Origin of the sequence: Shewanella sp. Choline-02u-19 (genome assembly GCF_002836205.1) — a bacterium.
GTDB lineage: Bacteria > Pseudomonadota > Gammaproteobacteria > Enterobacterales > Shewanellaceae > Shewanella.
The window spans coordinates 1,696,055-1,722,100 of the sequence record NZ_PJBE01000013.1 but is presented as its reverse complement, the minus strand read 5'-3'; the positions used below and the strand labels follow the sequence as shown (position 1 = coordinate 1,722,100).

The following is a 26,046-nucleotide window of genomic DNA, read 5'->3' as shown; positions in this document are numbered from 1 at the left end:
AATAGCGAAGCTGTTGGTCCTAGCTAGCTCCTCCTAGCCTAACGCCAACCAAAAGCCGACCGCAATCATTAGCGAACCTGCAATACGGTTCATCCACTTAATGTTGTCACCGCGACTTAAAAAGACGCGTAAACTTTTACCGCCGGTGGCATAGGCCATCATGCTGGTGAATTCGGTAAGCATAATAATACTGAGTAGGGCTAGCAGCTGTGGCGCAACTTCGCGCTCTACGCTAATAAATGGCGGTAATAGCGAAACCATAAAAGCCCACCCTTTGGGGTTAGCAATCGCGGTCATAAAGCCTTGTGTCATCAGCTCTATATTGCCAACACTCGGTGCAGTTTGACCTTCGACTAACGCCATTCTTCCTTTCGAACGCCACATGTTAACGCCAATATAGGCGAGATAAAGACCGCCAACCCACTTGAGTACTGCAAACATCTCAGGGTAATGGAGCATAATGCTAGCAACTCCCATGACCGCCGCTAAAGCGACTAATGCGACACCAACCAACTCGCCTAGCATCATCCACATAGTGCGGCGAACACCAATGCTCATACCAAGTGTCATGGCTAATGTCATACACATACCGGGTGTAATTGAGACGAAAAAGAAGGTCGGTAAAAATACGGCGAGTAAAGCGATATCAGGCATGGCGTGGCAAGTCTCGTGAGTTTAAAAGGGTTTAGTCGCTTGGGGCAAACGGAAGCGTCATTGTAGAGAAGATGATGAGCTTTGGATACAAACGAGTTATAAATATGGAGACTATGGGGCAGAAAAAAACCAGCTTAGCCAATTGATAAGGCTATAGCTGGTTTTATCATGGAGAGGTAAGGTGTTATAAACGTTCTTATGCCAGCACTTTAATTAACGTGCTGTATTAAAGTACGCCACGTCGTTGCTGATCACGTTCAATTGATTCAAATAATGCTTTAAAGTTACCTTCACCAAATCCTTCATTATTTTTACGTTGAATGATCTCAATAAAAATAGGACCAAACAGGTTTTTGGTGAAAATCTGCAGTAAATAACCATCATCATCACCGTCAACCAGGATCTGGTGATGTTTAATACGGTCATGATCTTCAGTGACTTGGGGTAACTTCTCAAAGATAGTCTCGTAGTACTCAGGAATAATATCCAAAGTTTGAATTGATGAACCTTCCATCGCATCTAAAGAGCCTACAATATCACGGCTTCTGAAAGCTAAATGCTGTACACCCGGTCCGTCATATTCACGTAAGTATTCATCGATTTGGTTTTTGTCACTGCCTTTGCCTTCGTTGATCGGAATGCAGAAGCTACCATCAGGCGAACGTAGCGCATAAGAAACAAGCGCGGTTTTTGAGCCTTTAATGTCAAAGTAACGTACTTCGGTAAAGCCAAAAATATTTTTGTAGAAGTTTGACCAATGCTCCATCGTTCCTTTGTAGACGTTATTGGTTAGGTGGTCGACTTCAATAAAGCCTTTTTCCTGAGTGATTACTTGCTCATCTAAATCTTCAAAGTCAGTGGCATAAATGTTGTCTGACTCGCCAAAGGTATCGATAAAGTAGATAAGGCTATCACCAATGCCATAAATGGCGGGGTATGGCATATCTTTCAATGCTGCATCAGTTGCAGGCTTGGCGCCACGCGCTACTGCACCTTCGAAGGCGAGGTTAGCATCTTCAACACGCCAGCCCATTGAGCAAATGGCTGGACCATGACTCTTAGCAAATTCAGCAGAAAACCCTTTACGCTCAGTATTAAGCAAAAAATTGATGTCATTTTGCTTGTAGTACAAAATATCTTTTGACTTAGATTTCTTCAACAAAGAAAAACCGAAATCGATAAATACCTGATGCATGTAATCTTGATCAGATGTCGCAAACTCAGTAAATTCAATACCGAGTAGGCCTAGTGGGTTTTTTTCGCTTGCCATTGTTATATCCTTTATCAATTCAGACTAGCCATTACGTTGACGGCCGGTGTGCTTGGTTAATTGCTTAGCTTTCAATCCAAGAACGGTTGTAGTCGATGCTCATGCAGTTCTTTACATGTTCAGTTAATTTGAGTGGGGCGAAAGTATCGACCATCACTGCGTATTCGTAGGTTTCTGTTTTGCCTATTGAGGCTTCGGTGCGACCCGGTTGTGGTCCATGAGGCACCCCTTTTTGATGCAATGTCATGTAGCCCGCTTCAATACCGGTACGGCTCATAAAGTCGCCATCAACGTAATAGAGCACTTCATCACTATCTATATTTGAATGGTAGTAGGGCGCTGGAATCGATTGAGGGTGGAAATCGTATGGACGTGGTACAAAGTTACAGATCACAAAGTTATGCGCTGTAAAGACAATATGGTCGGATGGTGGAAGGTGGATTTTACCCACTTTCGGCGCATACTCTTGGATATTGAAAGCCCACGGGTATACACAACCGTCCCAACCGACTAAATCAAATGGATGCCACTCTAGCGAGGTCAGTTGATACTTATCACCGAACTTACAGACTAAAGAGAAATTGCCTTTTTCGACGATAGCTTGTTGTAGCTCAGGAGTGCGGATATCTCGTTCACAATAAGGCGCCGACTCGAGCATCTGTCCGTATTCGTTGCGAAAATGTTTTGGCACTTCAACCATGGTTGAAGACTCAATAACAAATAGGCGGGCAGTACTATAATTACTGAATTTCAATTGATAGGTGGTACCGCGCGGAATAATCAAGTAATCCCACTTTTTAACCGCTAAAGCGCCATACTCACTATAAAGCGTTCCTTCACCTTCGTGGATAAACACCACTTCGTCAGCATAGGCATTACGATAAAACTCGTCTGTATCTTCTGTGACCTTAGCGGTGTACATCGCAACGTCATTATTGAAGAATATTTTATTGCGAGCATTAAAGAAGTTACCTTCACTATCAGCCAGCTTAGTATCAAGCTTATAGTTTTGAATTAAAGAGTCTTGCCAGTCCTTACCATGAGACAGACTGTAAGGTGCAACTTCTAATGCCTTGGTCGGCATATTATGGTGATACTTATTGGAGTAGATATTGGAAAAGCCATGAGTTGAAAAGAGCTCTTCACGATAGAGCTCCCCATTGTCTTTTTTAAATGTGATATGACGCTTTGTGGGAATGCTCCCTTGCTTCACATAAAATGGCATACTGGCTTTCCTTGTAATGTGCACATTGCACTTATCTAGTCGATAACGTGATCTAGGTATCAATTTAGTTGCTAACACCCGCAAAAAAAAGAATAATAATTACTCTATCTCCATCTAAAAAATAGATGGTATGTTTGTGTTTACGCTAGGAGAGCCAAATGCGTATTGATGTAGATGCGTTTAAAGTACTGCAAGTCTTAGTCGAAGAAGGCAGTTTTGCTAAGGCTGCAGAGCGATTGCACAAAGCGCAGTCGGCAGTGAGCTATCAAGTCAAAAAGCTAGAGCAACACCTAGGTGTAAATCTTTTTTGTCGCGATCAATACCGCGCAGAATTAACGCCAGAGGGCAAAGTTATCTTGGCTGAAGGCCAAAGGTTGCTGCAATACCTAGCAAATATTGAGCATTTAGCCAGCAGATTTAGTGAGGGCTGGGAACCCAAGTTGGAGCTAGTGGTTGATGGTGCATTGCCAATGAAGCCAATTATGCGGGCACTAAAACGAATGGCTGAGCAGCAAATACCCACAAAAGTACAATTGAATATGGAGTTTTTGGGCGGCGTACAGGATCGCTTCGAACGGGACAGTGCCGATTTAATGTTGGTTAAAGATTATCGAACGGGTCCCAATTACCGGCCGCAAGCCTTACCGCAAATTACCAGTATTTTGGTTGTTGCCAATAGTCACTCCTTGGCCAGCGAAAAAAATATCAGCCTATTTGAACTGCAACGTCATGTTGAATTAACCATTGAAGATTCTTCACCCGAGAAACGATACCGCGATGAGCTGCAGTTTGGTGGTGATAAGGTGTTCTATCTTTCGGGCTTTATTATGAAAAAAAATGCTCTGTTGATGGGATTAGGGTTTGGATGGATGCCAGACTTTTTGATAACAGAGGAGCTAGCCAGTGGTCAGTTAGCCGAAGTCGATTTCAATGGTGGTAACCGCTACAGCTTTACGCCGCAATTGGTCTCTACCATGGAGCGGCCACTCGGCAAAGCAGGGCGTCTGTTTACCGAGTTGATAATGGAGGAGTTTAATGCCGAAGACCCGCCCGCATCAACTTAATCATTTATTAAGGATGACGTTTTTACTTGGGTGTAAGTTATCTTTAATCTAATGTCGATTCTCTCTCTGATCTTACGATTAAGATTAATCGATGACTCTCTATGGCTATGTTGCCATAAGAGTCTACAGGTGCCGTTATCCTAGCTCTTTAAAATTGATTATTGCCTAATCTGTCTTCTGCTTTGAGTTTCTTCTGCCATTCAGGCGGCAGAGCTTCTCCTCTTTCTACCTTTTTGTTTGTCGTCCTTATCGTGTTTAGCCAACACATAAGCGGGAGTCGAGCAGATGTGTTGGCAACAAGTAATAACATCATTCAGCGGGGGGTAAATTTTGTAGCGGCTCAATGTTAGGCTTCATCAAGCTTTAGTATCGTTATTGCAAATTGCGACTACATCTTGCAATAACCGTTGAAAGTGGACTTGAGTAAGGCGGCCAAAATAAGATTTCTAGGTATTCAGTGATGCTTTATTAACGCTTTATAGCGTATTGAGAAAACGGATTTATTTAATGATACTGTATTTATTTCTTTTATAACAATAGTTTAATTTGACTAGCCGTTGTTAAGGTTGTGTTCAGTTACCTTCAATTAGAATTACCTCATTAAAAGCTGGTATGGCTTATGCAAATGAATGTTTACACATTCTGCATATTTGTCCTCTATACACCGAGGCAAAAGACCAGTTCTAAACGGAGGTACAGTATGAACAACTCAACAATACAGAGCCACGCTACTGGTTTATATAATGAGTATGCTAAAGATCTTGTTATTGGTAACCATTTTGTGTCGGACAAACGTTTACAAGAGTTTGTGGCTGATCTAGCACGTGAAGGATTATTACTCGAAAGCTTTAAATGGGATGAGTGGTATAACAATAGTTATATGGTTGAACGTCCTGAGTATATTGCCGACGCCACGTTATATGAGTGCCAGTTATTGGTCACCGCCATGTCGAGATTAGACCGATTTAGTCCCGGTGTATTGAGTAATATGCGCCGCCAAGGAGTGCTTAATGCAATTGCAGAACGATTTAAAGCATTATCTTTTGAACCTGTTATGTAACGAGTAGGTAGAACATTAATTTGAAAATAAAAAGCCGCATTTAGCGACTTTTTGCTGTAATCATATTTTAAATCGAGTTTAGATTATTTAGTCTGCAAAAGGCACTGGTCTTGGCGTATTCGGTGTTGAAGGTGGTAATATAGGTAAGACTATCTGTGGTTGCTCGCCTGTAAGTGAATTTAAAAACGACACCATTTGCTTGGTTTCTGTCGCTGTTAAAGCTTGACCTAGTTGAATATCTGCCATGGTATTCACGGCGTCAGCAAGGTTCCATACACTGCCGTCATGGAAGTAAGGGTAGGTTAGCTCTATATTCCTTAACGTAGGTACTTTAAAGACAGATTTATCGGCTTCTTTACCCGTAACCCCTTTTCGTCCTTCAGCAGGATTCTTTGTATGGAAAGGTTTTACTAGCCCCATCTTCATGTACATCGTCCCGCCAACGGCTGGTCCATTGTGGCAACTGACACATCCTTTGTCTTTAAAAAGCTGGTAGCCGGCTTTAGCATCGCTATTAATGGCACTTTTATCGCCAAGCAAGTATTGGTCGAAAGGTGCATTAGGTGTTACTAGTGTCTTTTCAAATTCAGCAATGGCATCCGTTATGGCATCAATACTGATATTGTTTGTTTGATACACGCTGGCAAAGCGTGCTTGATACGCTGGCATAGAGCGAATAGTATCAACCGCGAGTTCATGGCTAAAGCCCATCTCTTTAGGATTGGCAATCGGACCACCGGCTTGCTCTTGCAAATCTTTAGCTCTGCCATCCCAAAATTGGGCTAAGCCGTATTCAGCATTCAATACTGTGGGTGAGTTTATAGGACCTTGCTGCCAATGATGACCAATAGATGTTGGCAGAGCATCAACGCCGCCAAGTGATAGGTTGTGGCAAGAGTTGCATGAGATATAACCAGACTTAGACAGTCTAGGCTCGAAAAATAGCATTTTACCCAGTTCAACTTTTTCTGGATTAGTGATGACCGCTGCGGGGATTATTTCAATAGGTTCACTTGCTGCAAATGAACTAGCAGAACAGATTGCTGCAATAGCGATAGTGAGTGTGGTCAGTTTTAGCATGGTTATCCTATAAGCTTACAATAATTGTGGTTATATTTCTAAGGCCATAATAAATAGTTATCTTTATAGTAGGTAACGCTTTGTTTCGATTGAGGCTATCGTTAGTTTGGATTGATTTATTGCGACCTTGGTCGCAGACTATTGACAATAGCCTTGGTAGGGGTGGCTGCAGTGATTTACCTTTTGCCCTAGAAATGGTGATGGTTATCACCATTGAGTAACATAATGGTTGTTATCGTTTCATCTTACGCAGCAGGATTTTTCTATCGAGCCAGCGAGCGGTGTTACTCATGTGGTTTTGACTCTTCTTTAGCCAACGATGAGCCCAAGGATATTCAATGCTTAATACGGCTAAGCCAATAGGTAAAAGCAACCAAGCTGGACCTGGCAGAATGATCAGTGCTGCACCTGTTAGGGTTAATAAACCACCCACAATGGTGATAAGTGCTCTTTTTAACATCTTTGACTCCAAGGGTGTATGTATTTGCAGCTAAAAGATGCATGACGCGTTATGCGCAGGTTCATTCATTTAGCGTTATAGCGTTTAGTATATGCGCATTTAATCTGCAGTTCTTGACCTAACTGTAACAAATCCTTTTCTGTTTGTTTTTGCATCTTCAAGAGCCACTTTAGTCCAAATTGACTCTTTATAACCAATAAGCGATAACATTGTTTTGTACAGTGACCTTGGTGATATCGGCACTATTGACTAAAATAGGTGGTAATGACAGTGAGTCATCACGAGAGCATTTAAACTGAAACGGCTTACTAAACGAAAGGCTGCGAAATACACATGTGTTGTTATTTAATGGATTATGTACGCCGAACGATTAATATTGTTCCAGCGCTTAGGCGGTTGCTACTGATAGCGGCTTGCTTCTCACCAATGGTGAGTGCTGATACCCTGTACTTAACATCATTGCATTGGCCGCCTTATTCTGGAAGTCAGCTCAAAAATGAGGGCGCGAGTATTGCTATCACGCGAGCTGCTCTTGCGGCGGTAGGCCATAAAGTGGAGGTCGATTTTTATCCATGGAGCCGAGCGGTAAGAATGGCTTCAAGAGCGGACTCAAAATACTCTGGATATTTACCAGAATATGCTTATCCAACAGAAAAGTTTGTTTTTTCAGACTCGATGGGAAGCAGCCCGCTGGGACTGGTTGAGCAAAAACGCCATCCTATTAGTTGGTCAGAGCAAAGCGATCTTAACCAATACAATATTGGTGTGGTGCAAGGTTATGTCAATACCGAGCAACTCGATAACATGATAGCTCAAGGTGTTCAGCCTGTTGAAGTGGTCGCGTCTGACATCCATAACATTAAAAAAGTGGTGTCTGGACGAATTGACGCTGCGGTTATTGACGTTTATGTGTTGCGTTACCTGCTTGCGCAACCCGATATGGAGTCTGTCGCCAGTCGAGTTCAGTTAAATAAGCGTACACTGACAAAGAAAGAACTCTATATTGCCTTTAAAAATAATGTAGAGGGAAAGAAGTGGCGAGACTTGTTTAATCGAGGTTTGAAACAAATAGATGTCGATAAAATATTAAAAGACAACATGGTCGATTAAGTTCGTTTGATTAGGCTCGAACGATTAGATATCACCCGTTAGATATTGTCATGTAGCTGACCTCACTTTGTCTTAATCTGCTGTTATTTTTACGACATTATTCATCTCTTTTGCAAGTGGTATGATGCAGATAACGCCACCAGAACTCAATACACTAACAACCCTTATTGAATCCTTTCCACAATTGCGAGCCAAAACACTAACTGAATTGACTTATAAAAATCAGTCTTTCCCTGTCATTTGTGCTGAACTAGGCAGTGAAGCAGCAGACAAGCCTTGTGTGCTGTTTGTCGGAGGTGTACATGGAGTTGAAAGAATTGGCACTCAAGTGATCCTCGCTTTACTCGAAAGCCTATTAGCCAGGCTGGACTGGGATAGTCAGTTACAAATTCTGTTAACAAAAATTAGAATTGCATTTGTGCCTATCGTTAATCCAATAGGCTTGCTAAATGGTACTCGGTGCAATGGTCAGCAAGTTGATTTAATGCGTAACGCGCCAATTGATGCGACAACGAAAGTGACCTTTTTAGTGGGGGGGCAAAGAGTGACTCCGCTATTACCCTGGTATCGAGGCAAAAAAGGGGTGGAGCCGGAAACCGCCGCCTTAATCAACTATGTAGAATTATTGCGATCAAATGCTTCTAGTGTTATTTCACTGGATGCACACTCAGGATTTGGACTATCAGATCATATTTGGTTTCCGTTTGCAGGGTCTCATCAACCGATAAAGAGTCTAGGCCAAATTTACCATTTAAAGCAGCTTTATAAAGCAAGCTTCCCGCACCATAATCATTATCAGTTCTCCCCCCAGAGCCTTATTTATCGTACTCATGGTGATATATGGGATTATTTGGCAATGAAGCAAAATGACGCGCCGTTGTTGCCTTTGACATTGGAGATGGGCTCTTGGGCATGGGTAAAGAAAAACCCACGACAGCTATTCAATTTTGCCGGTTTATTTAACCCTCAAAAGCAACATCGACATGTTAGAACGTTGCGAAAACACACTGTATTGATGCAGTTTCTAATGGACTTAGCGGCGAGCCGAGCTATAGAGGACATGAGTTGTGAGTTATTAACTCGTCAATACGCTGCTGCAATGCAAGACTGGTATGACTAAAGATAACTATAAAAGACAGCAGGCCTAAAAGATAATTAAGGACGGACTATGCAAAGCTGGGTACTCATTAGGGGCTTGATGCGAGATAAGCGTCATTGGCGAGAATTTGAAGATGATTTAACGGTGCAAGTGGCAGCAAATAAAATTGATGTTATCGCGCTCGATACGTTAGGCAATGGGACATTGAGTGATTGCACCAGCCCGCTAACCATAACGGCATACGCTAAGGCATTAGTTAAACAACTAACAGGCAATGACAACTGTCTTATAGGGCTTTCTATGGGCGCAATGATCGCGCTTGAAATGGCTCGCTTAGCGCCACAAAAAGTAAGCAAGGTGGTTGTTATCAACGCAAGTGCGGCTAACTTATCTCCTTGGTATGCAAGGTTTAATCTAAAAGCCATTGTTACTGCCTATCTGGGGCGAGTTAAGCAGGGGGCGGTGCATTGGTTAGAGTGCACAGCGCTTAAACTCTCGAGTGAGCGTTATGGTGACAATCAAGCGATGTGTGAGCATTGGAGTGAACTCAGATTAGATTATCGAAGCAAGATGCATAATGTCGTTCGGCAAATATGGGCCTGTGCTAACTTTCAAACCCCTGATAATTTACAGCAGCCCATTTTTGTTTTCAATGGCAGCTCTGATAGGCTAGTTAATCCCAGTTGTAGTGTACAACTGTCACTTTATTATAAAACTGAACTGATTGAGTTTGAAGCGGCGGGACATGATATTAGTTTAGATTGTCCAGCTGCGCTAATTGCGCAGCTGGAAAAAGTGCTTTTGTCATCGGCTTAAGCTTTTGCTACCACGGTTTGACCTATAGGGGTTAAGCTCAAAATGGCGAGCTTTAAATGCTGTATTGCAAACGGAATACCAATAATGGTAACGGCGCATGCAAAAGCGTGAACGATATGACCAATCGCAAGCCAGATACCAAACAATAAAAACCAAACAATATTGCCCAGCATACCAAAAGCACCCGTGCCTAAATCTTCCACCCCTGTGATTGAGCGGCGACTTATAGAGTCTTGACCGAATGGCCAAAAAGTCATCTCACCGATAACGAAACAAGCTCGTCCGAATGGGATCCCAATAATGGTAATAAAGCACAAAAGGCCGGCTAACCACCACGCTAGCCCCATTACAAAACCGCCCAACACAAACCAAGCTATATTAAACACTAAGCGTAAAACTGCCATGAAAGATCCCTCACTATAAAAATATACTGCCCTGTGGGCACTGCTATATTGTATAAAGCAATTATCACGCCATGTGTTGGTGGGTTGTTTTATATGCTGTTTGGGGGTTTATGAATGTTTTCGAATAACGGAATAGACCAAAAGTTAGTGATTTTTTTACATCGAGGTCAAAACTGCACTAAGTAAAGCGTTACAATAGTCACTCATTACATTAAGAGAATTTGCTGTGTTTACTCACACTCCAGTTGATAGTATCGACTTTAATGGTTGCCGTGTTTTTGTAAAAAGAGATGATCTGTTACATAAAGATTTCTCTGGTAATAAGGCACGTAAATTTGCTTACTTTCTACATAACGACTTCCCTGGTATCACCCGATTAGTCGGTTATGGTTCTCCTGTTGCAAACTCGCTTTATTCAATGTCAGCTTTAGCTAAATTAAAAGGCTGGAAACTTGATTTTTATACTGATCATATTGCAGCGCAAGTTTTAGCATCGTCAAAGGGGAATTATGCAGCGGCTGTCGAGAATGGCGCAAACGTCATCGATCTATCTTTGGTTGCTGATAGGAAGGGTAGAGGCTGTAAAGAGTATATCGAGCAAGATGTGCTACCAAATGATAGTAAGGCTTTGTTTGTGCCTGAGGGAGGCCGTTGTCTTTATGCTCGGGAAGGGGTACACCAACTTGCAAAAGAGATTGTCAATTGGTTCGCGTCTAGTCAGCTAGATGAATTGACTGTTTTTCTTCCGTCTGGAACCGGCACTACTGCGGTATTCTTAAATGAATATTTTGTACTTAATAATAACAACATAAAAGTAATGACATGTGCTTGTGTAGGAGATGAAGACTACCTTAACCAGCAGTTTTCTGAGCTAATCAATGGCACTTCATTTCACCCAGAGATAATAAGCACAGCTAAAAAATATCATTTCGGAAAGCTATATAAAATCTTTTATGACATTTGGCGTAAAGTGGGTGAGCAGGGGATTGAGTTTGAATTACTGTATGATCCTAAGGGTTGGATGTGTGTAGAGCAGTATTTATCCGAATATCCAGATGCAGCGATTATCTACATTCATCAAGGTGGTTTATTAGGAAATGAGACGATGTTGCCACGTTACCAACGTAAATATACGGCAGTATTGTGAGCTTAGGATTGTTTCTTTTTTTCTGGGGGGAGGAATTTCCATTTGGTTAGGCTAGATACCTGAGCAGAGGTAAAGCCTAAACCAAATGAAGATGACTAAATAGCTGAATATGTTTCAGTCCTATTCGTTTGCCTATGAAGACAAACTATCGATACGAGTGAGAGGAGTTGTATCGAAAAGTCGGTTTTACTTACTTGAAGACAATAACCAATTCATAAATTTAAGCGCTTCAGTGCGCTTTGAAAAAGTCTGTCTGTTTTTGCCTTGACTGTCTGTGAAGGCGATTGAAGATTTGTTGACTGAAATTGAATCTACTGGAAAGTTGACTGTAATTTCGTGTCCATTTACTAGGTATGACATATGGTCACACTCCTTTTATTAAAGCTACCAAGTTGGTAGTGATTTATAACAATAAGATATCCTTAGCATTTTTGCGAAAGATGAATTTAAGTTCAATTCGAGAGTACTCATCTTTTTATGCTTATACAAGTGACTTGTAGTCAGTTTTGTTAACGAATGTGTTGTTTATGTCGCAAAAACAAAACTAATCTCAAGCTGAACCAAGTAAAGCATAAAGATATGACAGTAAAATGACTGTCTATTAAGATGATTGAACCAGTTGTGATAACGCTTATGTGGGGATCAAACGACGAATCGTGGATGTTTACAGAAGGCGGTGAAAGTATATCAAAAAGGGTATATCTCTAAAAACTGACTGGATTATATCGAGTAAATGAATCTTGTCAACTAATAAAATTAAAACGCTTGTGTTTAAGATAGTTTATTATTAAGTGTTAACAATACGTTAATCAGTGCTAGGTTGACTAATATTTGATTAATCATATTTTGTCGATGTTTATTAAACATCGGTGTATCAAAATGGAGTCTTTCGATGACAAGGATTATTTTCTCTCTACTGTTAGTCATGCTAATGGGCAATATATCCGTGGCATATGGCGCTACAGGGCTAGTGAGTGCTGTTAAACAGGCTGCAGAACCTACTGAAGAGGCGCAACCGACGAGCTTTAAAGCCAGTACTTATGAATATAAAGACAGCTTATTTAGAGATACACCACGAGGCACAATTGAAGGTTTTTTTGAAGCAACATTTGAACAGAACTTCGAAAAGGCCTCCAAATACTTAGATTTACGTTATTTGCCAGAAGGTATGTCAAAAGAGCTAGGGCCAGAATACGCAAAGCAACTAGTAGCAATTATAGAGCGTAATCTTTGGGTTAATCTGGAAGAGATCAGTGATGTACCAAGTGGTACTAGCGATGACCAACTGCCAAATTACCGAGATGCTTTTGGCAGAGTTGAAGTTAAAGGTAATGAGATAACACTGTTACTGCAAAAAGTACCCGATAAACAGCTAGGTAAAATCTGGAAGATATCGAATGCGACGGTGGCTAAAGTGCCGATGCTTTATAGCGAACTGGGTTATGGGCCAGTCGTTGAGTGGTACGTACAAAATATTCCACAAGGTCACCTCTTTAAACTTAACTTGTGGGAATGGGCGCTGCTGATTAGTTACTTAATCTTGGCATTGCTCGTTATTATCCCGTTAACTTGGTTTGCAAAAAAACTCATTTTGCGCAGCGAATATCAATATAAAGATGATGTCGCGCATCTTGTCGTTGGGCCTTCACGCTTTTTACTTGCATTACTATTAGTCCGGATATGGATGGCAAATACCACGCTTTCCGCCAATGTGATGGAAGCCATTAATACCGGTTTCTTACTGGTTATCGCCGTCATTTGGTTTATCTGGAACTTAGCGGATGTACTGCAAAACAGTTTGCGCCTACGTTGGATTAATCAGGGTAAGAGCCAAACCGCTTCTTTATTGCGGCCATTAGCAAACTTTCTTCGAGTGATTTTAGTTGCGCTGACTATTTTGATCTGGCTAGAACATCTTGGTTTTGATGCTTCCACAATTCTTGCTGGTCTTGGTATTGGTGGTGTTGCGATCGCATTAGCCTCTAAGCAATCTATTGAGAACTTTATTGGTACCATCACCCTATACTCATCAGCACCTATAAGGGTTGGGGATGTTGGTCGATTTGGGACTATTACGGGAACCGTAGAAGAGATTGGTCTACGTTGCACTCGCATTAGGACAATTGATAGAACGGTGATAAACGTACCTAACGCGCGTTTATCTGAAATGGATATTGAAAACATATCGGAGCGCGAAAAAATCCGTTTAAAGACTGATATCCGCTTGGATTATAAAACCACGACAGCGCAGTTACATGGCATCATCGAAGATATACGTGCACTCCTCATCGAGCATGAAAAAGTAGATGAGACACCGTTAAGAGTTACATTCAAAGGTTTTGGCTTACACGGGCTGCAACTCAATGTGTTTGCTTACATCGGTACTACCGACTTTGCTGAGTTTCAGTTGGTCTCTGAAGAACTGCATTTTAGTATTATGAATACCGTGGTAAAACATGGCACTAGAATTGTGCCAGTAGTGCCTATTGCAGCAGAATAGCGCGAACAAATGTTCGATTAAAAAAGGCCGCTAATCAGCGGCCTTTTTTAGGGGCAATACTGCTTTTAATAAATCAGTTCACCGATAGGATTCAGCAGTTTACTGATCCCTTTGGTAAAGCGCAAAGGGGCATCGACTACTGTGTAACAAAGGCATCCATCCTCAGTTTTAGGCGTATGCTGGTGGTCGCTATCGAGTAAAATAAAATCCCCTGGACCATAACGATTAAATTCATCTTCAAAATGGCCTGCAAGTAACAGTGTTAATTCTGTTCCCTGGTGAGTATGCTCCGGTATTTCTCCACCAGCCTCGATATGCAGTAAGCTAGCGCGTGCCTCACCACTGTCAGTTTCAAGTCGCATTCGACTAATTTTACCTAAGCCATTCCAAGTCCCACTAATCTGTTGCCTTAAAGCATTCGGTAATTGATATTCATGCCCTTTTACTGTGACGATGGCACTCTTGGACTGTCTTTTGCTTGCGGACGATGGGGTTAAAAGCATAATGCTATTTAACATATCATCAAGGTCAATACTGGTTTCTAGTTCATCAGCCGCGGCATCTTCTTCAATTAATGCAATATGTGCATGCTGCTGAGTCATAGTGGTCAGTTTTTCTTGGCATATTGAGCAAAGTTCACAATGAGCAGATAACGCGGTTGTCATTGCTAGATTGAGGCAGCCCTTAGCATGTTCAAGTAACATGTCATCATTTGGATGGTAATTAATCATGGTGTTTCTCCAAAATGCTTCTAAGTTTGACCAAACCCAATCTTAATCTTGATTTAACGGTGCCTAGAGGAACATTCAGTTTACTTGCGAGTTCCTGCTGGCTTAGCTCTTGTAAGTATATCCCCCTGACAATTTGCTGCTGTAGTGGTGGTAGCTCATCGACATGCTTCATTAACTTGTTGGTCAGCATGTGATCTTCTGGCTCGACATGCTCAACGGTTTCAAAAATAGGCCAAATATCATCACTGACCGTATCTTCTCTGTTGTGCTGAACTTTGCGCAGCATATCAAAACAGCGATTGCGCATAATGGTGAATATCCAAGTTGTTACAGCGCCTTTGTCTGCGTCAAATAGATGCGCCTTAGTCCACACTGCTGTCATTGTTTCTTGCACCAGATCCATCGCTAAGCCTTGGGTGGATAATCGTTGATTACCAAAGGCTAAAATTTTGGGTGCAAAATAGCTAAACAGCATCGCGTAGTCAGATCTGCTACGGCTGTTAGCAACACTAATAAGCTTTTCTTTTAGTTGTTCAGTTGTTATATCGGAATTTTTTTCTTCCATATAGGGCTTATTGTAGAGGACATAACCCTTAGCATAACGACTTTGTGAACGTTGTGATTGAATATTTTGCATTATTCTCACTCTGTGTTGTAACGCCGCCGATACTTTAAGTATCAGCTCTTTAACGTTATTACGCAGCTAGTGGCAGAATGGATCAGGCTATTGGTTACTTTCTGCCGATAGGAGATGAGGTACTTTTAATGAGATGCATGCCTTAAAGTTAGCTTTCGCTTAGTGATTTTATACTCTATATCGTTATAATCGTCGTTCTTATAGTACTTTAGGTGTGAAGTCTTATGGCGCAAATGCTTGCAAGTGTTGATCAGCGTACCAAGCTTGTTGGTGAAAACCGATTGGAACTTTTGTTGTTCAGAATTAGTGTGACGCAATTATTTGCCATTAATGTTTTCAAAGTAAAAGAAGTGGTAAAAATGCCACCTTTAAGTACTTTGCCTGGCAGTCACCCTAGTATCATTGGTATCGCTAACCTACGTGGGTTAGCAATCCCAGTGATTGATCTTCGTAAAGCCATCGGCTTCAGACCTTCAGTTGTGCATGAGAACAGTAACCTCATTATTACTGAATACAATCGTTCAGTGCAGGGATTCTTAGTCGACAAGGTTGAGCATATTGTCAACCTGACCTGGAGCGATATTTTACCGCCGCCTAAGACAGTAGGGCGAAATAATTATCTCACGGCAATAACGCGGGTTGAGTATCAAGATAAACAAGAATTAGTGTCAATTATTGATGTTGAAAAAGTACTGGCTGAAATTATTCATTACGATATTAAGTTATCTGAAGGTGTATTAGATCAACAATTACTGCCATTAATGCAGGGAAAAAGGGTACTCATCGCGGATGACTCGGCCACCGCAAGGCGTCAAGTCAGAGAGACATTAGAACAATTAGGCTTAGAGGTGATTGAAGTCTCAGATGGCTTGATGGCATTAAATCAATTAACCCAATGGTGCGATGATGGTATCGATGTAACAGAGCATATCATTATGTTGATCACCGATGCAGAAATGCCCGAAATGGATGGCTACAAGCTGACCCACGAGATCCGTAACGACAAGCGTATGAGTAACCTTTATATCACCTTGAATACGTCACTGAGTGGTAGTTTTAATAATGCGATGGTTGAAAAGGTGGGTTGTGATCGCTTTATCTCGAAATTTCAACCTGATCTGCTTGTCGAAGTTGTGCAAGATAAATTGCGCCAATCAGAATTGATTAAGGCGCAGTAGAGCCAGTAGATAATTTAGCCCTCTTGCTCTTGTTCTTGTTCTTGCTTTAAGTCATTAATGATCTGTCGCTTAAGTTCTGGAGCAGCAGCAATATTGATCTGTGCGACTCGAATAGCATAACCAAACCGCTGTTTACCAACAATGCTAATGATGTCTTCTAAAAAACGTTTATCGAGCACAAATTGTTTAGCGTAGAACTTAATTGCTTGAGTGACTGAACGGTAATTGACGCCATCAAAACTAAAGTCCGCGTCATAACCATAGTCATCAATGGTGACACCAGTAAGACTCAATGGCCAAGCTGGATAGTTAACTCTATCCCTGGCTATCTCATACATCATCCAAGCACTTTTTTTAAATCCACCAAAGACTTTGTCTTCAAACTCTGATTCTTCGAGCTCTTGTTTAGTCCAATTGATACCAATGGCGAGATGCTTTTCATAAATTCTCATTAGCTCATCTTTGACCGCCATTTTACAATCCCAGATAGAGGTCAGCTTATGCTGTTTAGCAATTTTGCAGCACTCTTTACACGCGGGAAGCATAAGCGATGGGTGCGGCGTGTAGTGCTCTTTGATATAACTCAATTGCATAGAACTGGGTTCGCCACAAAACCAACATTGGTGTCTGCAGTCAAATGGGATGTCGATTAAAGGGGCTAATTCAAACACAATGGCTCACTTAATAGCATTGATAAAGATTGGATTTTCACTTAAAAAGAAAGCGCACAATCACAGATGATTGGCGCTTACTTTTAATGTTTTATTCGCTTTGGAGAAAGATTTACTCTTCTTCAACATTAACGAGTGAAGTGGCTAGCACGATTGGATCGATTTCAAGGCAGTCTTGTTCTGCAACCCAATCAACACCGACGAGTACACCATCGTCATTTAGATCAGCAACCCAAAAATCTAAAAATTCATTAAGTGTAATGGCAACCGCGTTATAACCATGCCATTCTTCAGTGCAATGGCTTTTAGCTTGCGCTTCTTCCGACCATAGAGGCATCACATCAGTCGCTTCGAATTCAGATGAATCACATACGACCCAACCTTCACCTGTTTCATCTTGCAGGCCCCAAACCACTTGGTGTTGCTTTACGTTATTAATAAAGCTTTCTAATGCTGGAGTGATCTCAGTCATGATTAATCTCTTTTGGTTATTGGAAGATATCGATTATATCCACTCACAATAGTCTGCAACTGCATGTTACTTTTAGCAAGTTATTTAATGTTTTTCGACGACGTTTTTAGCGCGATGAGCTTAGGTGTTTATAGGCTAACGGGCGGAAATTGAGCGGTTAAGCAAATGAGTGAAGATAACTGCAATAATGACATTGATTTAGTCTATATTAATGCTGCAGGATGTTGTTTTTCGAGTAAATCAGCTTACAGGTCCAAATAGAGTGTTTAATGAATTAAAGATCATCATTTAACTCACCCGTTTAAGGTAAGCTTCATCTCTACACATCAAAGTAACACGTTAGTGTCATTAAATTTTTTGGGAGTCTTCTCTTGTTTAAATCAATCCCCCTGGCAGCAACGCTTATATTAACAAGTTCCACCGCTATCGCCTCAGTGGCTTCTCCTGACTGGGGAACTTGTGTGGCTAATCTTCAGCAAACGGCCAAATCTCAAGGTTTGTCGCAACATACCATTGATACAACACTCGCGAATGTAAAATATGTGGCTAGAGTGATGGAACTGGATAATAAACAACCTGAATTTAGTTCCTCGTTTGAAAATTACTTCACTAAGCGGGTTACCGATTGGCGAGTTCAACAAGGGCGAAAGCTCTATAAAGAGCACAAAGCACTGCTGCAAGGCTTAGCAAAAGAATACGGTGTTCCCCCGCAGTACTTATTAGCATTTTGGGGACTTGAAACTAATTTTGGTTCATATAAAGGTAAGATGTCGGTGCTGAATTCTTTGGCAACATTGGCATGTGATCCTCGTAGAAGCCAATACTTTACCACTGAGTTGATGCAAGCATTAAAGCTAAAAGAGCAGTATGGCTTTGATGAAAAACAAATGGTGGGCTCGTGGGCGGGTGCCATGGGACATACACAGTTTATGCCGTCTGCTTATGCTAAATATGCGGTCGATGGTGATGGTGATGGTAAAGCCGATCTTTGGAACAGTACGGAAGATGCGCTTTCATCTGCAGCCAATTTTTTGCAACATTTAGGCTGGAAGAAAGAGGAACGTTGGGGGCGTGAAGTGACACTGCCGGCGGATTTCAGCTACGCATACCTTGGGCGATCTGAGGCGCAGCCGCTCACTAAGTGGGCAGAGCTTGGCTTGAGACAAACCAATGGAAACGCACTTAGCACACCGGATATGCAAGCTGCGTTATATTTGCCATCAGGGCATACTGGACCGGCTTTTTTAGGTTATGACAACTTCAATGTGATAATGAAATGGAACCGCTCTACGTTCTACGCCATTGCCGTTGGCCATCTTGCTGACAGAATAAACGGCGCGGCAGGGCTTAACGTTAACCCGCCTAAAATGCCTAATTTAAGCCGAGCAAGGGTAAAAGAGTTACAGACTCAGCTTAATGTTCTCGGTTTTGATGTGGGTAAACCTGATGGGATTTTGGGTTCTAAGTCATTAAAGGGCTTGCAAGCATTCCAAAAAGACAAGGGTTTAGTTGCTGACGGCTATCCGAGCGAAGCGACGTTTAAGGCCCTTGCCGTAAAGTAATCATTAGCGGCTATTAGGCATATCGTTTTCCAATAATGAAGATGCAATCAAAAAGATTGCATCTTTTTTGTTGATCCATTAGATTGAATTCCATCAATAAAGTTATCGACTGGAATGGCTTATATCAATGGACAACCTCTCCCACGCACAACGTCAACGTTTAGCATTTATCGATTTCAGCCTACAGTATTTTGGTCAAGTCTCCCGTCAGGATTTAATTAATAAGTTTGCCACCGGACTTGCCGCCGCTACACGTGATTTTCAAAGTTATAAAACATTGGCGCCAACCAATATGCGCTTGGTACATCAAACGAAGTGCTATCATCGTTTACCCGAGTTTACCGCGCTATTTACCCACGAGCCCGAAGCTATACTGCACGGGCTGGCTAAGGGCTTTGGCGATGGTTTATCACACCCCATAAAGCCGAGCGCAGTGTGTATTGACGCGATACAGCTTATTCACCCAAATACAGAGATTATTGCGGCGTTAATGCGAGCCATTCAAGCTAAGCAGGCACTTGCTATTGAATATGTGTCGGTGTCATCGGGCAAGAAACAACGAGAAATAGTGCCCCATGCATTGGTTAATAACGGCCAGCGTTGGCATGTGCGCGCTTTTGACAGAGCAAACCAGGTGTTTACTGATTTTGTTGTGACACGAATTAAGACAGCTTCGATGTCAGATGTAAGTGCTAAATCTTTGGAGACTTGCGAAAATGACCAATATTGGCAGCAAGAAGTGCAGCTAACGCTCATTCCTCACCCCTCTTTAGCTCACCCTGAGGCAATAGAGCTGGACTATCAAATGGTCGACAAACGCCTTAGCTTAAAGTGCCGGGCATCGTTAGCGGGTTACCTGCTTCGGCAATGGAGCGTTGATTGCTCTGCAAAGCATCAGATTGGTTCAGGAGTATGCCAATTAGCATTGGCCAACCATGAGGTGCTGCAGCAGATAGAACATTTGACCATAGTACCTGGCGCCAAATCGTAACAAGAGATAACACTAGTGGCTTTGAAAGACTTTTGTTAAGCTCACGCAACAAAATTTGAGTTAAGGATTACCATGAGTATTAAAGACAATTCTGTAGTGCAATTTAACTACACACTACGTGATGAACAGGGCGAAGTTTTAGAGAGCAATAAAGACCTTGAGCCGATTGCGTACCTTCATGGTCACAACAATATGATGCCTGGTGTTGAAAAAGCACTTGTGGGAAAAGACGCTGGCGCTACTTTTTCAGTCACACTGCCAGCAAGCGAAACTTACGGTGAGCGTAATGATGATGCAGAGCAGCGTGTTTCGGTTAAGCATCTGCAAGGCGCTAAAGTGTGGAAAGCGGGTATGCGTGCATTGATTAATACCGATGACGGTCAACGTCAGGTGACTATTATCAAAATGGGTAAGTTTATGGCGACTGTGGATGTTAACCATCCTCTTGCGGGCCGTGAATTAACATTTGATATTGAAGTGGCTGATGTTCGTGATGCAACACCTGAAGAGGTTGCCCACGGCCACGCCCATGGTAAAGGTGGTCACCACCACTAAGCTGATTTAATCGGCAACAAAAAAGCCCAACATTGTTTGGGCTTTTTTGATTAATGAGTCAATACTGCAGAGACAAAACATGATCATAGAATTAAGCAGTGGCAAAATGGTACTGAGTCCATTTGAAGTTCAAATCAGACTAAATAATCAGTGTCAGCTTTATGCGATGGTGGAAGATATTAAGTTTCATCCAGATGCATTAATGATGGTTGCTGATGCTGGCGCCGTTCGTTGGAGTATTAAATTGGACAACAACGAACAGCTACAAACAATAAAAACAGAACTCGGGGTTGGCTAGCGAAGCTTACATTCATGGCCTCATATCTTGTCGACTATGGGGTTGGTTAAAATCGAGTTCCGGCCCGTTGGGAACAATCCGAGTTGGGTTAATCATGTCATGACTGAAATAGTAATGCTGCTTAATGTGCTCAAGATTTACTGTCTGCGACACTCCCTCCATTTGATAAATATCTTTCACATAACCGGAGAGGTTAGGGTAGTCCTCTATGCGCTTTTTATTGGTTTTAAAGTGTCCAACATAAACAGCATCAAAACGAATTAAGGTGGTAAACAGACGAATGTCAGCTTCAGTAAAGACATTACCAGTGAGGTAGCGTTTAGTTGTAAGCCGCAGTTCTAGCTTATCGAGTGCATCAAAGAGTTGCTGGTAAGCGTCATTATATGCGGTTTGGCTGGTGGCAAAACCGGCTTTATAGACACCATTATTAATGCTGCTATATATCCATGTGTTTAATTCATCAATTTCAGTTTGTAATTGCAGCGGATAAAAATCACGGTCGTTATCAACTAAATGATCAAACTCACTGTTCAGCATCCGTATAATTTCAGCTGATTCGTTACTGACAATGGTGTGTGTATGCGAGTCCCATAGCACCGGTACTGTAACGCGGCCGTTATAGTTGGCATCTGCTTTTTGATAGATTTGATAGAGAAAATTGGCAGCGTTTAATGTGTCGTGTTGAGCACCATCGATATGATGTGCGATTTCGCTTTGATTGACGCCAGAAAACTCCCAGCCATTAGCGAGCATATGCGGTTCAACCACTGTAACGCCTATTATGTGTTGTAGGTTTTTCAATTGTAGATAGATTAATGTTCGATGCGCCCACGGACAAGCTAATGATACATAAAGATGATAGCGATTTTTTTCGGTTTTGAACCCCAGTGTACCCGCTTTTTTAGGCTGCCCATCTTGGGTTATCCAGTCTCTAAAGCTAGATTCTGATCGGCTAAACTCGCCAGCCGTTTTATCTGTTGGATACCATTTGTCGATCCATTGACCATTATGCAGTAAGCCCATTATGTTCGATTTCCATTTTATCTATTGTTAATAATCACAGCTTAGTTGCCAGAAGGTCGACATTAAAGCGTATTTAGTGGTTTAAACCTTTCTATTAAATATGTGTTATACCAATTCCATTAAATAGTTGCTCATTCAGCGGGAATTAAAATTACTTTAGGCAAGCAAGTGGGTTGTAGCTAATAGTTATTTTATATCGAAAGCCACATGCGCAGTATTAAAGTGATTTTAAACCCGCACGTTGTGAGCTTCTCAGGACTTTTACTCCTGCGTTGCATCGCCTTAAAAGGGAATAACCATTTCTTCCACAATGCGCCTGGAATTGAAAGCCCTGAGAGAGCTCTGAATTGGTCACATATTTAATGGAACTGGTATTAACAGCTCTGCTCCTGATATTATTGCGCGCAGTTAATTAGCCATTGTCATTGAAAAGGAACGTCATGTTAGATAAGCCGTTAGAGAGAATTACAGTCGAGCCCATCACTAAGGCAACTGCCTGTGTGATTTGGCTGCATGGGTTGGGAGATTCAGGTGCAGGTTTTGCGCCTGTGGTGCCAGCATTAGGGCTGCCAAGTGATCATGCTATTCGATTTATCTTTCCCCATGCCCCAGAGCAAGCTGTCACCATTAATGGTGGCTATGTTATGCGTGCATGGTATGACATAAAAAGTATGGACTTGCATGACCGCGCTGACATGCAGGGGGTTTTAGAAAGTGAAGTTCTCATCAGAGCGCTTATTGATGAACAAATAGCGTTGGGCATTGAGTCGAGTAATATCGTGCTCGCAGGATTCAGCCAAGGCGGTGTAATGAGTTTGTTTACCGGCTTAAGACTGCAACATAAATTGGCAGGAATAATGGGGTTGTCGTGTTATTTGCCTACTGCTGATAAATTGCCAAATGACCTTGCGAGTGTGAATGCATTGACCCCAGTACTTCAGCAACATGGTGTTCAGGATGAAGTTGTCCTATTAAGTGCAGGGTTAATGGCATTCGAACTTCTTAAAGAGCAAGGCTATGTTAATCAGTGGCAAACCTATGATATGGGACATAATGTGCTACCGGAACAGCTGCGTGACATCTCAAAATGGCTACAAAAAGTCCTAAAGTAAGATTAGAATAGTCTAATAGCTTGTTTTTTGAGCAGTGAGGCGTTGTGAGTTGTTGCAACGCTTGTTCTCATTTAAAGACAATCTTTTATAAACCGTTAAAATATCTAAATTGATGAAATGCTTTATTTTAGTTGCCTGTATTTATGTTGCCACAGTTTATAACGCCCTCGCTTAATCATTATGGTTACCCCTTTGTTCTGTTTTTAACACGTAATTTGAAATAAAACACTTAGAAATGAGTTATTTAGTTCATCTAATGTAATATTTGTAACACAAATAAAGCATAATCTTTGCTAAGATGCTTCACGGCGAAAATAGGGTTATTTCTGCCGAACTAATTAAAATATTACGAAAACATAAAAATAATCAAGGGGTTGATTTTAATGAATAAGACTTTAATCAAAGGGCTAGTGGCGACTGCTGTTGTAACTGCGTTAACAGCGTGTGGCAGCGACAATGATGACAACAAAGAAGTTGTATTGCCGACAACATGTGCAGAAGCTGGTGAAGCTTGTACTATTTTCACCGTACTTCACACTAACGACAACCATGGTCGTTTCTTTAAAAACAGTAAGGGCGAGTATGGTATGGCAGCGCGTAAGACGCTGATCGACCAGATCCGTGCTGAAGTTGAGGCGAACGGTGGTGAGACTATCTTACTTTCTGGTGGTGATATCAACACGGGTGTACCTGAGTCAGACTTGCAAGATGCACGTCCAGATTTCGTGGGTATGAACCTGATTGGTTATGACGCTATGGCTGTTGGTAACCATGAGTTTGATAATCCATTATCAACGGTTGATATGCAGCGTGAATTAGCTAACTTCCCGATGCTAGCAGCTAATATCTATGACAAAGTCTCTGGTGCTCGTTACTTCGAACCGTACAAGATTTTTAATATTAACGGTATTCGTATTGCTGTTGTCGGTCTAACGACGGAAGATACAGCTAAAATCGGTAATCCTGAATTTATCAGCGGTCTTGAATTTACCGATCCAAAAGAAGAGCTTAAGAAAGTTATCAAAGACATTAAGGACGCAGGTACTGCTGACTTAATCTTTGCCACGACTCATATGGGTCACTATGCCGATGGCGCTAGCGGCAGCAATGCTCCTGGTGACGTAGCTCTAGCACGTGCTATGACAGCAGGTGATTTAGCCGCAGTGATTGGTGGACACTCTCAGAATCCTGTTTGTATGGAAGGCGACGGATATGATGCTGAGTTCAAACCTGGTGCAGAATGTAAGCCAGACGTTCAGAACGGTACAGTCATCATGCAGGCACATGAATGGGGCAAGTATGTTGGCCAAGCTGATTTTGAATACTTTAATGATGAGCTGCATTTAGCTAGCTACAAGTTGATCCCTGTTAACTTGAAGGCAAAACTGAAAGACGCTGATGGCAATACGGTTAAAGATGCTGATGGCAACTCAGTTTACGAACTTATCGGCGAAGAAATTAAGCCTGATGCAACTGTACTTGAAGTTATGCAGCAGTACCAAAATGTCGGTCAAGAAGAATTGCTTGAAGTTATCGGTAATACTGATGGCAAGCTTGAAGGTGACCGAAATATCGTTCGTACACAACAAACTAATATGGGTCGTCTGATTGCTGAAGCTCAACGTAGTAAAGTAGATGCAGACTTTGCGGTAATGAACTCTGGCGGTGTACGTGATTCTATCCTGATGGGCGAAATCACTTATAAAGACGTGTTAACAGTGCAGCCATTTGGCAACTCAATTACTAAGAGTACTTTAACCGGCGCTGAGATTACTGAATATTTGAATGTTGTAGCAACAGTTGATGTTGGTGAAACAGGTTCTGGAGCATATCCACAACTTGCGGGTATTAAGATGGATGTTGATTGTGAAGCTAAAACAGTTTCAATTAACGACATTAATGGTAAAGGCTACGCAGCTGATGCGATGTATAGCTTTACAGTCCCTAGCTTCAATGCTGCTGGTGGCGATGGCTACCCTAAGCTGACTCCAGTTATGACAGGTTATGTTGATGCTGAAGTTATGTACACATTCATTAAAGACACTGGTGATATCAAGGCTGCTGACTTTGCTCCTGTAGCGGGTGAAATCCAGTTCTTGAACAGCAATAGCACATTGGCTTGTAAGCGCTAATCTAGTCTTTGTTTTAAGAAAGCAGCCTTGAGGCTGCTTTTTTTATGTCTAAATTTTCTCACTTATAAAAATATTATTATTTCTTCAAATAATTGTAACTCCAGCCTTGAAAACAAAAAAAATGCCTACATATATTAACTATGGAACGCTCAACGAGGTTCTTAAGTTAACGGAATTATTGATGCCTTCGGGGTCATAAAAGTTAACCTTTAACAAATCGGTGCGACAACATTGCGTTTGCAATCTAGTTGGCCAAATTAATTTAATATATTGCTTAATACAAGGATATACCCATGAGAAATTACGACCTAACTCCACTTTACCGCAGTGCCATTGGATTTGACCGTTTAGCGCAACTTGCTGAACATGCCGCGTCGAACAAAGGTAATTCTGGTTACCCACCTTATAATATTGAACTCATTGATGAACATCGTTATCGCATTACTATGGCGGTTGCTGGCTTTACTATGGATGAACTCGATATTACCAGTGAAGGTGATAAGCTACTGGTAAAAGGCACGAAAGCCGAACAAGATAAAGAGAGTAAATACCTCTATCAAGGTATTGCTGAACGTGGATTTGAACGCACATTCCAATTGGCTGATTACGTCACTGTTATTGGTGCAAATCTAGAAAATGGTTTACTCAATGTTGATCTTAAAAGAGAGATCCCCGAGGCGTTAAAACCGAGAAAAATTGAGATCGGCACATCAAGAATATTGGATGCTAATTAAGTAAATTATCGCCTCCCTGGCTGATCTATTTACAGTGTAAGATGTAAAAAAAGGGAGTCTT

Annotated in this window: 26 protein-coding genes; 15 read left to right on the top strand and 11 right to left on the bottom strand. The window is 41.7% G+C overall.

Annotated features, from left to right (window positions below):
* Positions 1-33 precede the first annotated feature (33 nt).
* The 3 genes from CXF83_RS14200 to CXF83_RS14190 form a co-directional block, all read right to left on the bottom strand.
* Positions 34-654 (bottom strand): LysE family translocator, encoded by a 621-nt coding sequence (locus CXF83_RS14200; RefSeq protein ID WP_101091082.1) that lies wholly within the window; start codon positions 652-654, stop codon positions 34-36.
* 226 nt (positions 655-880) lie between these two features.
* Entirely contained in the window at positions 881-1,924 is a 1,044-nt protein-coding gene (hppD, locus tag CXF83_RS14195) for a 4-hydroxyphenylpyruvate dioxygenase (RefSeq protein ID WP_101091081.1), read from the bottom strand.
* A 64-nt stretch (positions 1,925-1,988) separates the two neighbouring features.
* On the bottom strand, positions 1,989-3,149 hold the full coding sequence (locus tag CXF83_RS14190; protein WP_101091080.1) for a homogentisate 1,2-dioxygenase: 1,161 nt from the start codon (positions 3,147-3,149) through the stop codon (positions 1,989-1,991).
* Between the two features lie 158 nt (positions 3,150-3,307).
* On the opposite strand from CXF83_RS14190, the gene CXF83_RS14185 reads away from it, so the two are divergent.
* Both CXF83_RS14185 and CXF83_RS14180 read left to right on the top strand, forming a co-directional pair.
* On the top strand, positions 3,308-4,213 hold the full coding sequence (locus CXF83_RS14185; RefSeq protein ID WP_101091079.1) for a LysR family transcriptional regulator: 906 nt from the start codon (positions 3,308-3,310) through the stop codon (positions 4,211-4,213).
* A gap of 700 nt (positions 4,214-4,913) precedes the next feature.
* On the top strand, positions 4,914-5,273 hold the full coding sequence (locus CXF83_RS14180) for a DUF6508 domain-containing protein (protein WP_101091078.1): 360 nt from the start codon (positions 4,914-4,916) through the stop codon (positions 5,271-5,273).
* An 87-nt stretch (positions 5,274-5,360) separates the two neighbouring features.
* Here CXF83_RS14180 and CXF83_RS14175 read toward each other — a convergent pair whose 3' ends face one another.
* Both CXF83_RS14175 and CXF83_RS14170 read right to left on the bottom strand, forming a co-directional pair.
* Positions 5,361-6,353 carry a cytochrome-c peroxidase gene (locus CXF83_RS14175; RefSeq protein ID WP_101091077.1) on the bottom strand — a complete coding sequence of 331 codons (993 nt, stop codon included), beginning with the start codon at positions 6,351-6,353 and terminating at the stop codon, positions 5,361-5,363.
* Between the two features lie 232 nt (positions 6,354-6,585).
* Positions 6,586-6,813 carry a PGPGW domain-containing protein gene (locus tag CXF83_RS14170; RefSeq protein WP_101091076.1) on the bottom strand — a complete coding sequence of 76 codons (228 nt, stop codon included), beginning with the start codon at positions 6,811-6,813 and terminating at the stop codon, positions 6,586-6,588.
* Between the two features lie 426 nt (positions 6,814-7,239).
* Between CXF83_RS14170 and CXF83_RS14165 the strand changes: the two genes are divergently transcribed.
* From CXF83_RS14165 to CXF83_RS14155, 3 genes are all read left to right on the top strand, one after another.
* On the top strand, positions 7,240-7,923 hold the full coding sequence (locus tag CXF83_RS14165; protein ID WP_232775195.1) for a substrate-binding periplasmic protein: 684 nt from the start codon (positions 7,240-7,242) through the stop codon (positions 7,921-7,923).
* A gap of 124 nt (positions 7,924-8,047) precedes the next feature.
* Positions 8,048-9,043 (top strand): M14 family zinc carboxypeptidase, encoded by a 996-nt coding sequence (locus CXF83_RS14160; RefSeq protein ID WP_101091074.1) that lies wholly within the window; start codon positions 8,048-8,050, stop codon positions 9,041-9,043.
* 48 nt (positions 9,044-9,091) lie between these two features.
* Positions 9,092-9,838: an alpha/beta fold hydrolase gene (locus CXF83_RS14155; RefSeq protein ID WP_101091073.1), complete on the top strand. Its 747-nt coding sequence runs from the start codon at positions 9,092-9,094 to the stop codon at positions 9,836-9,838.
* On the opposite strand, the gene CXF83_RS14150 is transcribed toward CXF83_RS14155, so the two are convergent.
* The gene (locus CXF83_RS14150; RefSeq protein WP_101091072.1) at positions 9,835-10,242 is read right to left on the bottom strand and encodes a YccF domain-containing protein; all 408 of its coding nucleotides are present in this window, start codon (positions 10,240-10,242) and stop codon (positions 9,835-9,837) included. The two genes, CXF83_RS14155 and CXF83_RS14150, sit on opposite strands and share 4 nt — an antisense overlap.
* 226 nt (positions 10,243-10,468) lie before the next feature.
* On the opposite strand from CXF83_RS14150, the gene CXF83_RS14145 reads away from it, so the two are divergent.
* Entirely contained in the window at positions 10,469-11,389 is a 921-nt protein-coding gene (locus CXF83_RS14145; RefSeq protein WP_101091071.1) for a pyridoxal-phosphate dependent enzyme, read from the top strand.
* Between the two features lie 892 nt (positions 11,390-12,281).
* Complete coding sequence (locus CXF83_RS14135) at positions 12,282-13,889, top strand: mechanosensitive ion channel family protein (protein WP_101091070.1); 1,608 nt, start codon at positions 12,282-12,284, stop codon at positions 13,887-13,889.
* A 65-nt stretch (positions 13,890-13,954) separates the two neighbouring features.
* Here the strand turns inward: CXF83_RS14135 and CXF83_RS14130 are convergent, their stop codons facing one another.
* Entirely contained in the window at positions 13,955-14,620 is a 666-nt protein-coding gene (locus tag CXF83_RS14130; protein WP_101091069.1) for a ChrR family anti-sigma-E factor, read from the bottom strand.
* Positions 14,613-15,257 (bottom strand): sigma-70 family RNA polymerase sigma factor, encoded by a 645-nt coding sequence (locus CXF83_RS14125; protein WP_101091068.1) that lies wholly within the window; start codon positions 15,255-15,257, stop codon positions 14,613-14,615. The genes CXF83_RS14130 and CXF83_RS14125 overlap by 8 nt, the downstream gene beginning before the upstream one ends.
* A gap of 224 nt (positions 15,258-15,481) precedes the next feature.
* On the opposite strand from CXF83_RS14125, the gene CXF83_RS14120 reads away from it, so the two are divergent.
* Positions 15,482-16,435, top strand: coding sequence for a chemotaxis protein CheV (locus CXF83_RS14120; protein WP_101091067.1), 954 nt, complete (start codon positions 15,482-15,484; stop codon positions 16,433-16,435).
* A 14-nt stretch (positions 16,436-16,449) separates the two neighbouring features.
* On the opposite strand, the gene CXF83_RS14115 is transcribed toward CXF83_RS14120, so the two are convergent.
* Together CXF83_RS14115 and CXF83_RS14110 are read right to left on the bottom strand one after the other, a co-directional pair.
* Complete coding sequence (locus CXF83_RS14115) at positions 16,450-17,106, bottom strand: hypothetical protein (RefSeq protein WP_101091066.1); 657 nt, start codon at positions 17,104-17,106, stop codon at positions 16,450-16,452.
* Between the two features lie 112 nt (positions 17,107-17,218).
* Positions 17,219-17,578: a DUF2750 domain-containing protein gene (locus CXF83_RS14110; protein WP_101091065.1), complete on the bottom strand. Its 360-nt coding sequence runs from the start codon at positions 17,576-17,578 to the stop codon at positions 17,219-17,221.
* A 371-nt stretch (positions 17,579-17,949) separates the two neighbouring features.
* Here CXF83_RS14110 and CXF83_RS14105 point away from each other — a divergent pair, with 371 nt between their 5' ends.
* The 4 genes from CXF83_RS14105 to CXF83_RS14090 all read left to right on the top strand — a co-directional run bounded on the left by CXF83_RS14105 (position 17,950) and on the right by CXF83_RS14090 (position 20,984).
* Positions 17,950-19,140: a lytic murein transglycosylase gene (locus tag CXF83_RS14105; protein ID WP_101091064.1), complete on the top strand. Its 1,191-nt coding sequence runs from the start codon at positions 17,950-17,952 to the stop codon at positions 19,138-19,140.
* A gap of 127 nt (positions 19,141-19,267) precedes the next feature.
* Entirely contained in the window at positions 19,268-20,131 is an 864-nt protein-coding gene (locus tag CXF83_RS14100; protein ID WP_101091063.1) for a WYL domain-containing protein, read from the top strand.
* 72 nt (positions 20,132-20,203) lie between these two features.
* Positions 20,204-20,686: an FKBP-type peptidyl-prolyl cis-trans isomerase gene (locus CXF83_RS14095; protein WP_101091062.1), complete on the top strand. Its 483-nt coding sequence runs from the start codon at positions 20,204-20,206 to the stop codon at positions 20,684-20,686.
* 79 nt (positions 20,687-20,765) lie between these two features.
* Entirely contained in the window at positions 20,766-20,984 is a 219-nt protein-coding gene (locus CXF83_RS14090) for a DUF3389 family protein (RefSeq protein WP_101091061.1), read from the top strand.
* 12 nt (positions 20,985-20,996) lie between these two features.
* Here the strand turns inward: CXF83_RS14090 and CXF83_RS14085 are convergent, their stop codons facing one another.
* Positions 20,997-22,007, bottom strand: coding sequence for a glutathione S-transferase family protein (locus CXF83_RS14085; protein ID WP_101091060.1), 1,011 nt, complete (start codon positions 22,005-22,007; stop codon positions 20,997-20,999).
* A 440-nt stretch (positions 22,008-22,447) separates the two neighbouring features.
* Here CXF83_RS14085 and CXF83_RS14080 point away from each other — a divergent pair, with 440 nt between their 5' ends.
* From CXF83_RS14080 to CXF83_RS14070, 3 genes are all read left to right on the top strand, one after another.
* Positions 22,448-23,119: an alpha/beta hydrolase gene (locus CXF83_RS14080; protein ID WP_101091059.1), complete on the top strand. Its 672-nt coding sequence runs from the start codon at positions 22,448-22,450 to the stop codon at positions 23,117-23,119.
* Positions 23,120-23,502: 383 nt separating this feature from the next.
* The gene (ushA, locus tag CXF83_RS14075) at positions 23,503-25,251 is read left to right on the top strand and encodes a bifunctional UDP-sugar hydrolase/5'-nucleotidase UshA (RefSeq protein WP_101091058.1); all 1,749 of its coding nucleotides are present in this window, start codon (positions 23,503-23,505) and stop codon (positions 25,249-25,251) included.
* A 293-nt stretch (positions 25,252-25,544) separates the two neighbouring features.
* Positions 25,545-25,985 carry an Hsp20 family protein gene (locus CXF83_RS14070; RefSeq protein WP_101091057.1) on the top strand — a complete coding sequence of 147 codons (441 nt, stop codon included), beginning with the start codon at positions 25,545-25,547 and terminating at the stop codon, positions 25,983-25,985.
* Positions 25,986-26,046 lie beyond the last annotated feature (61 nt).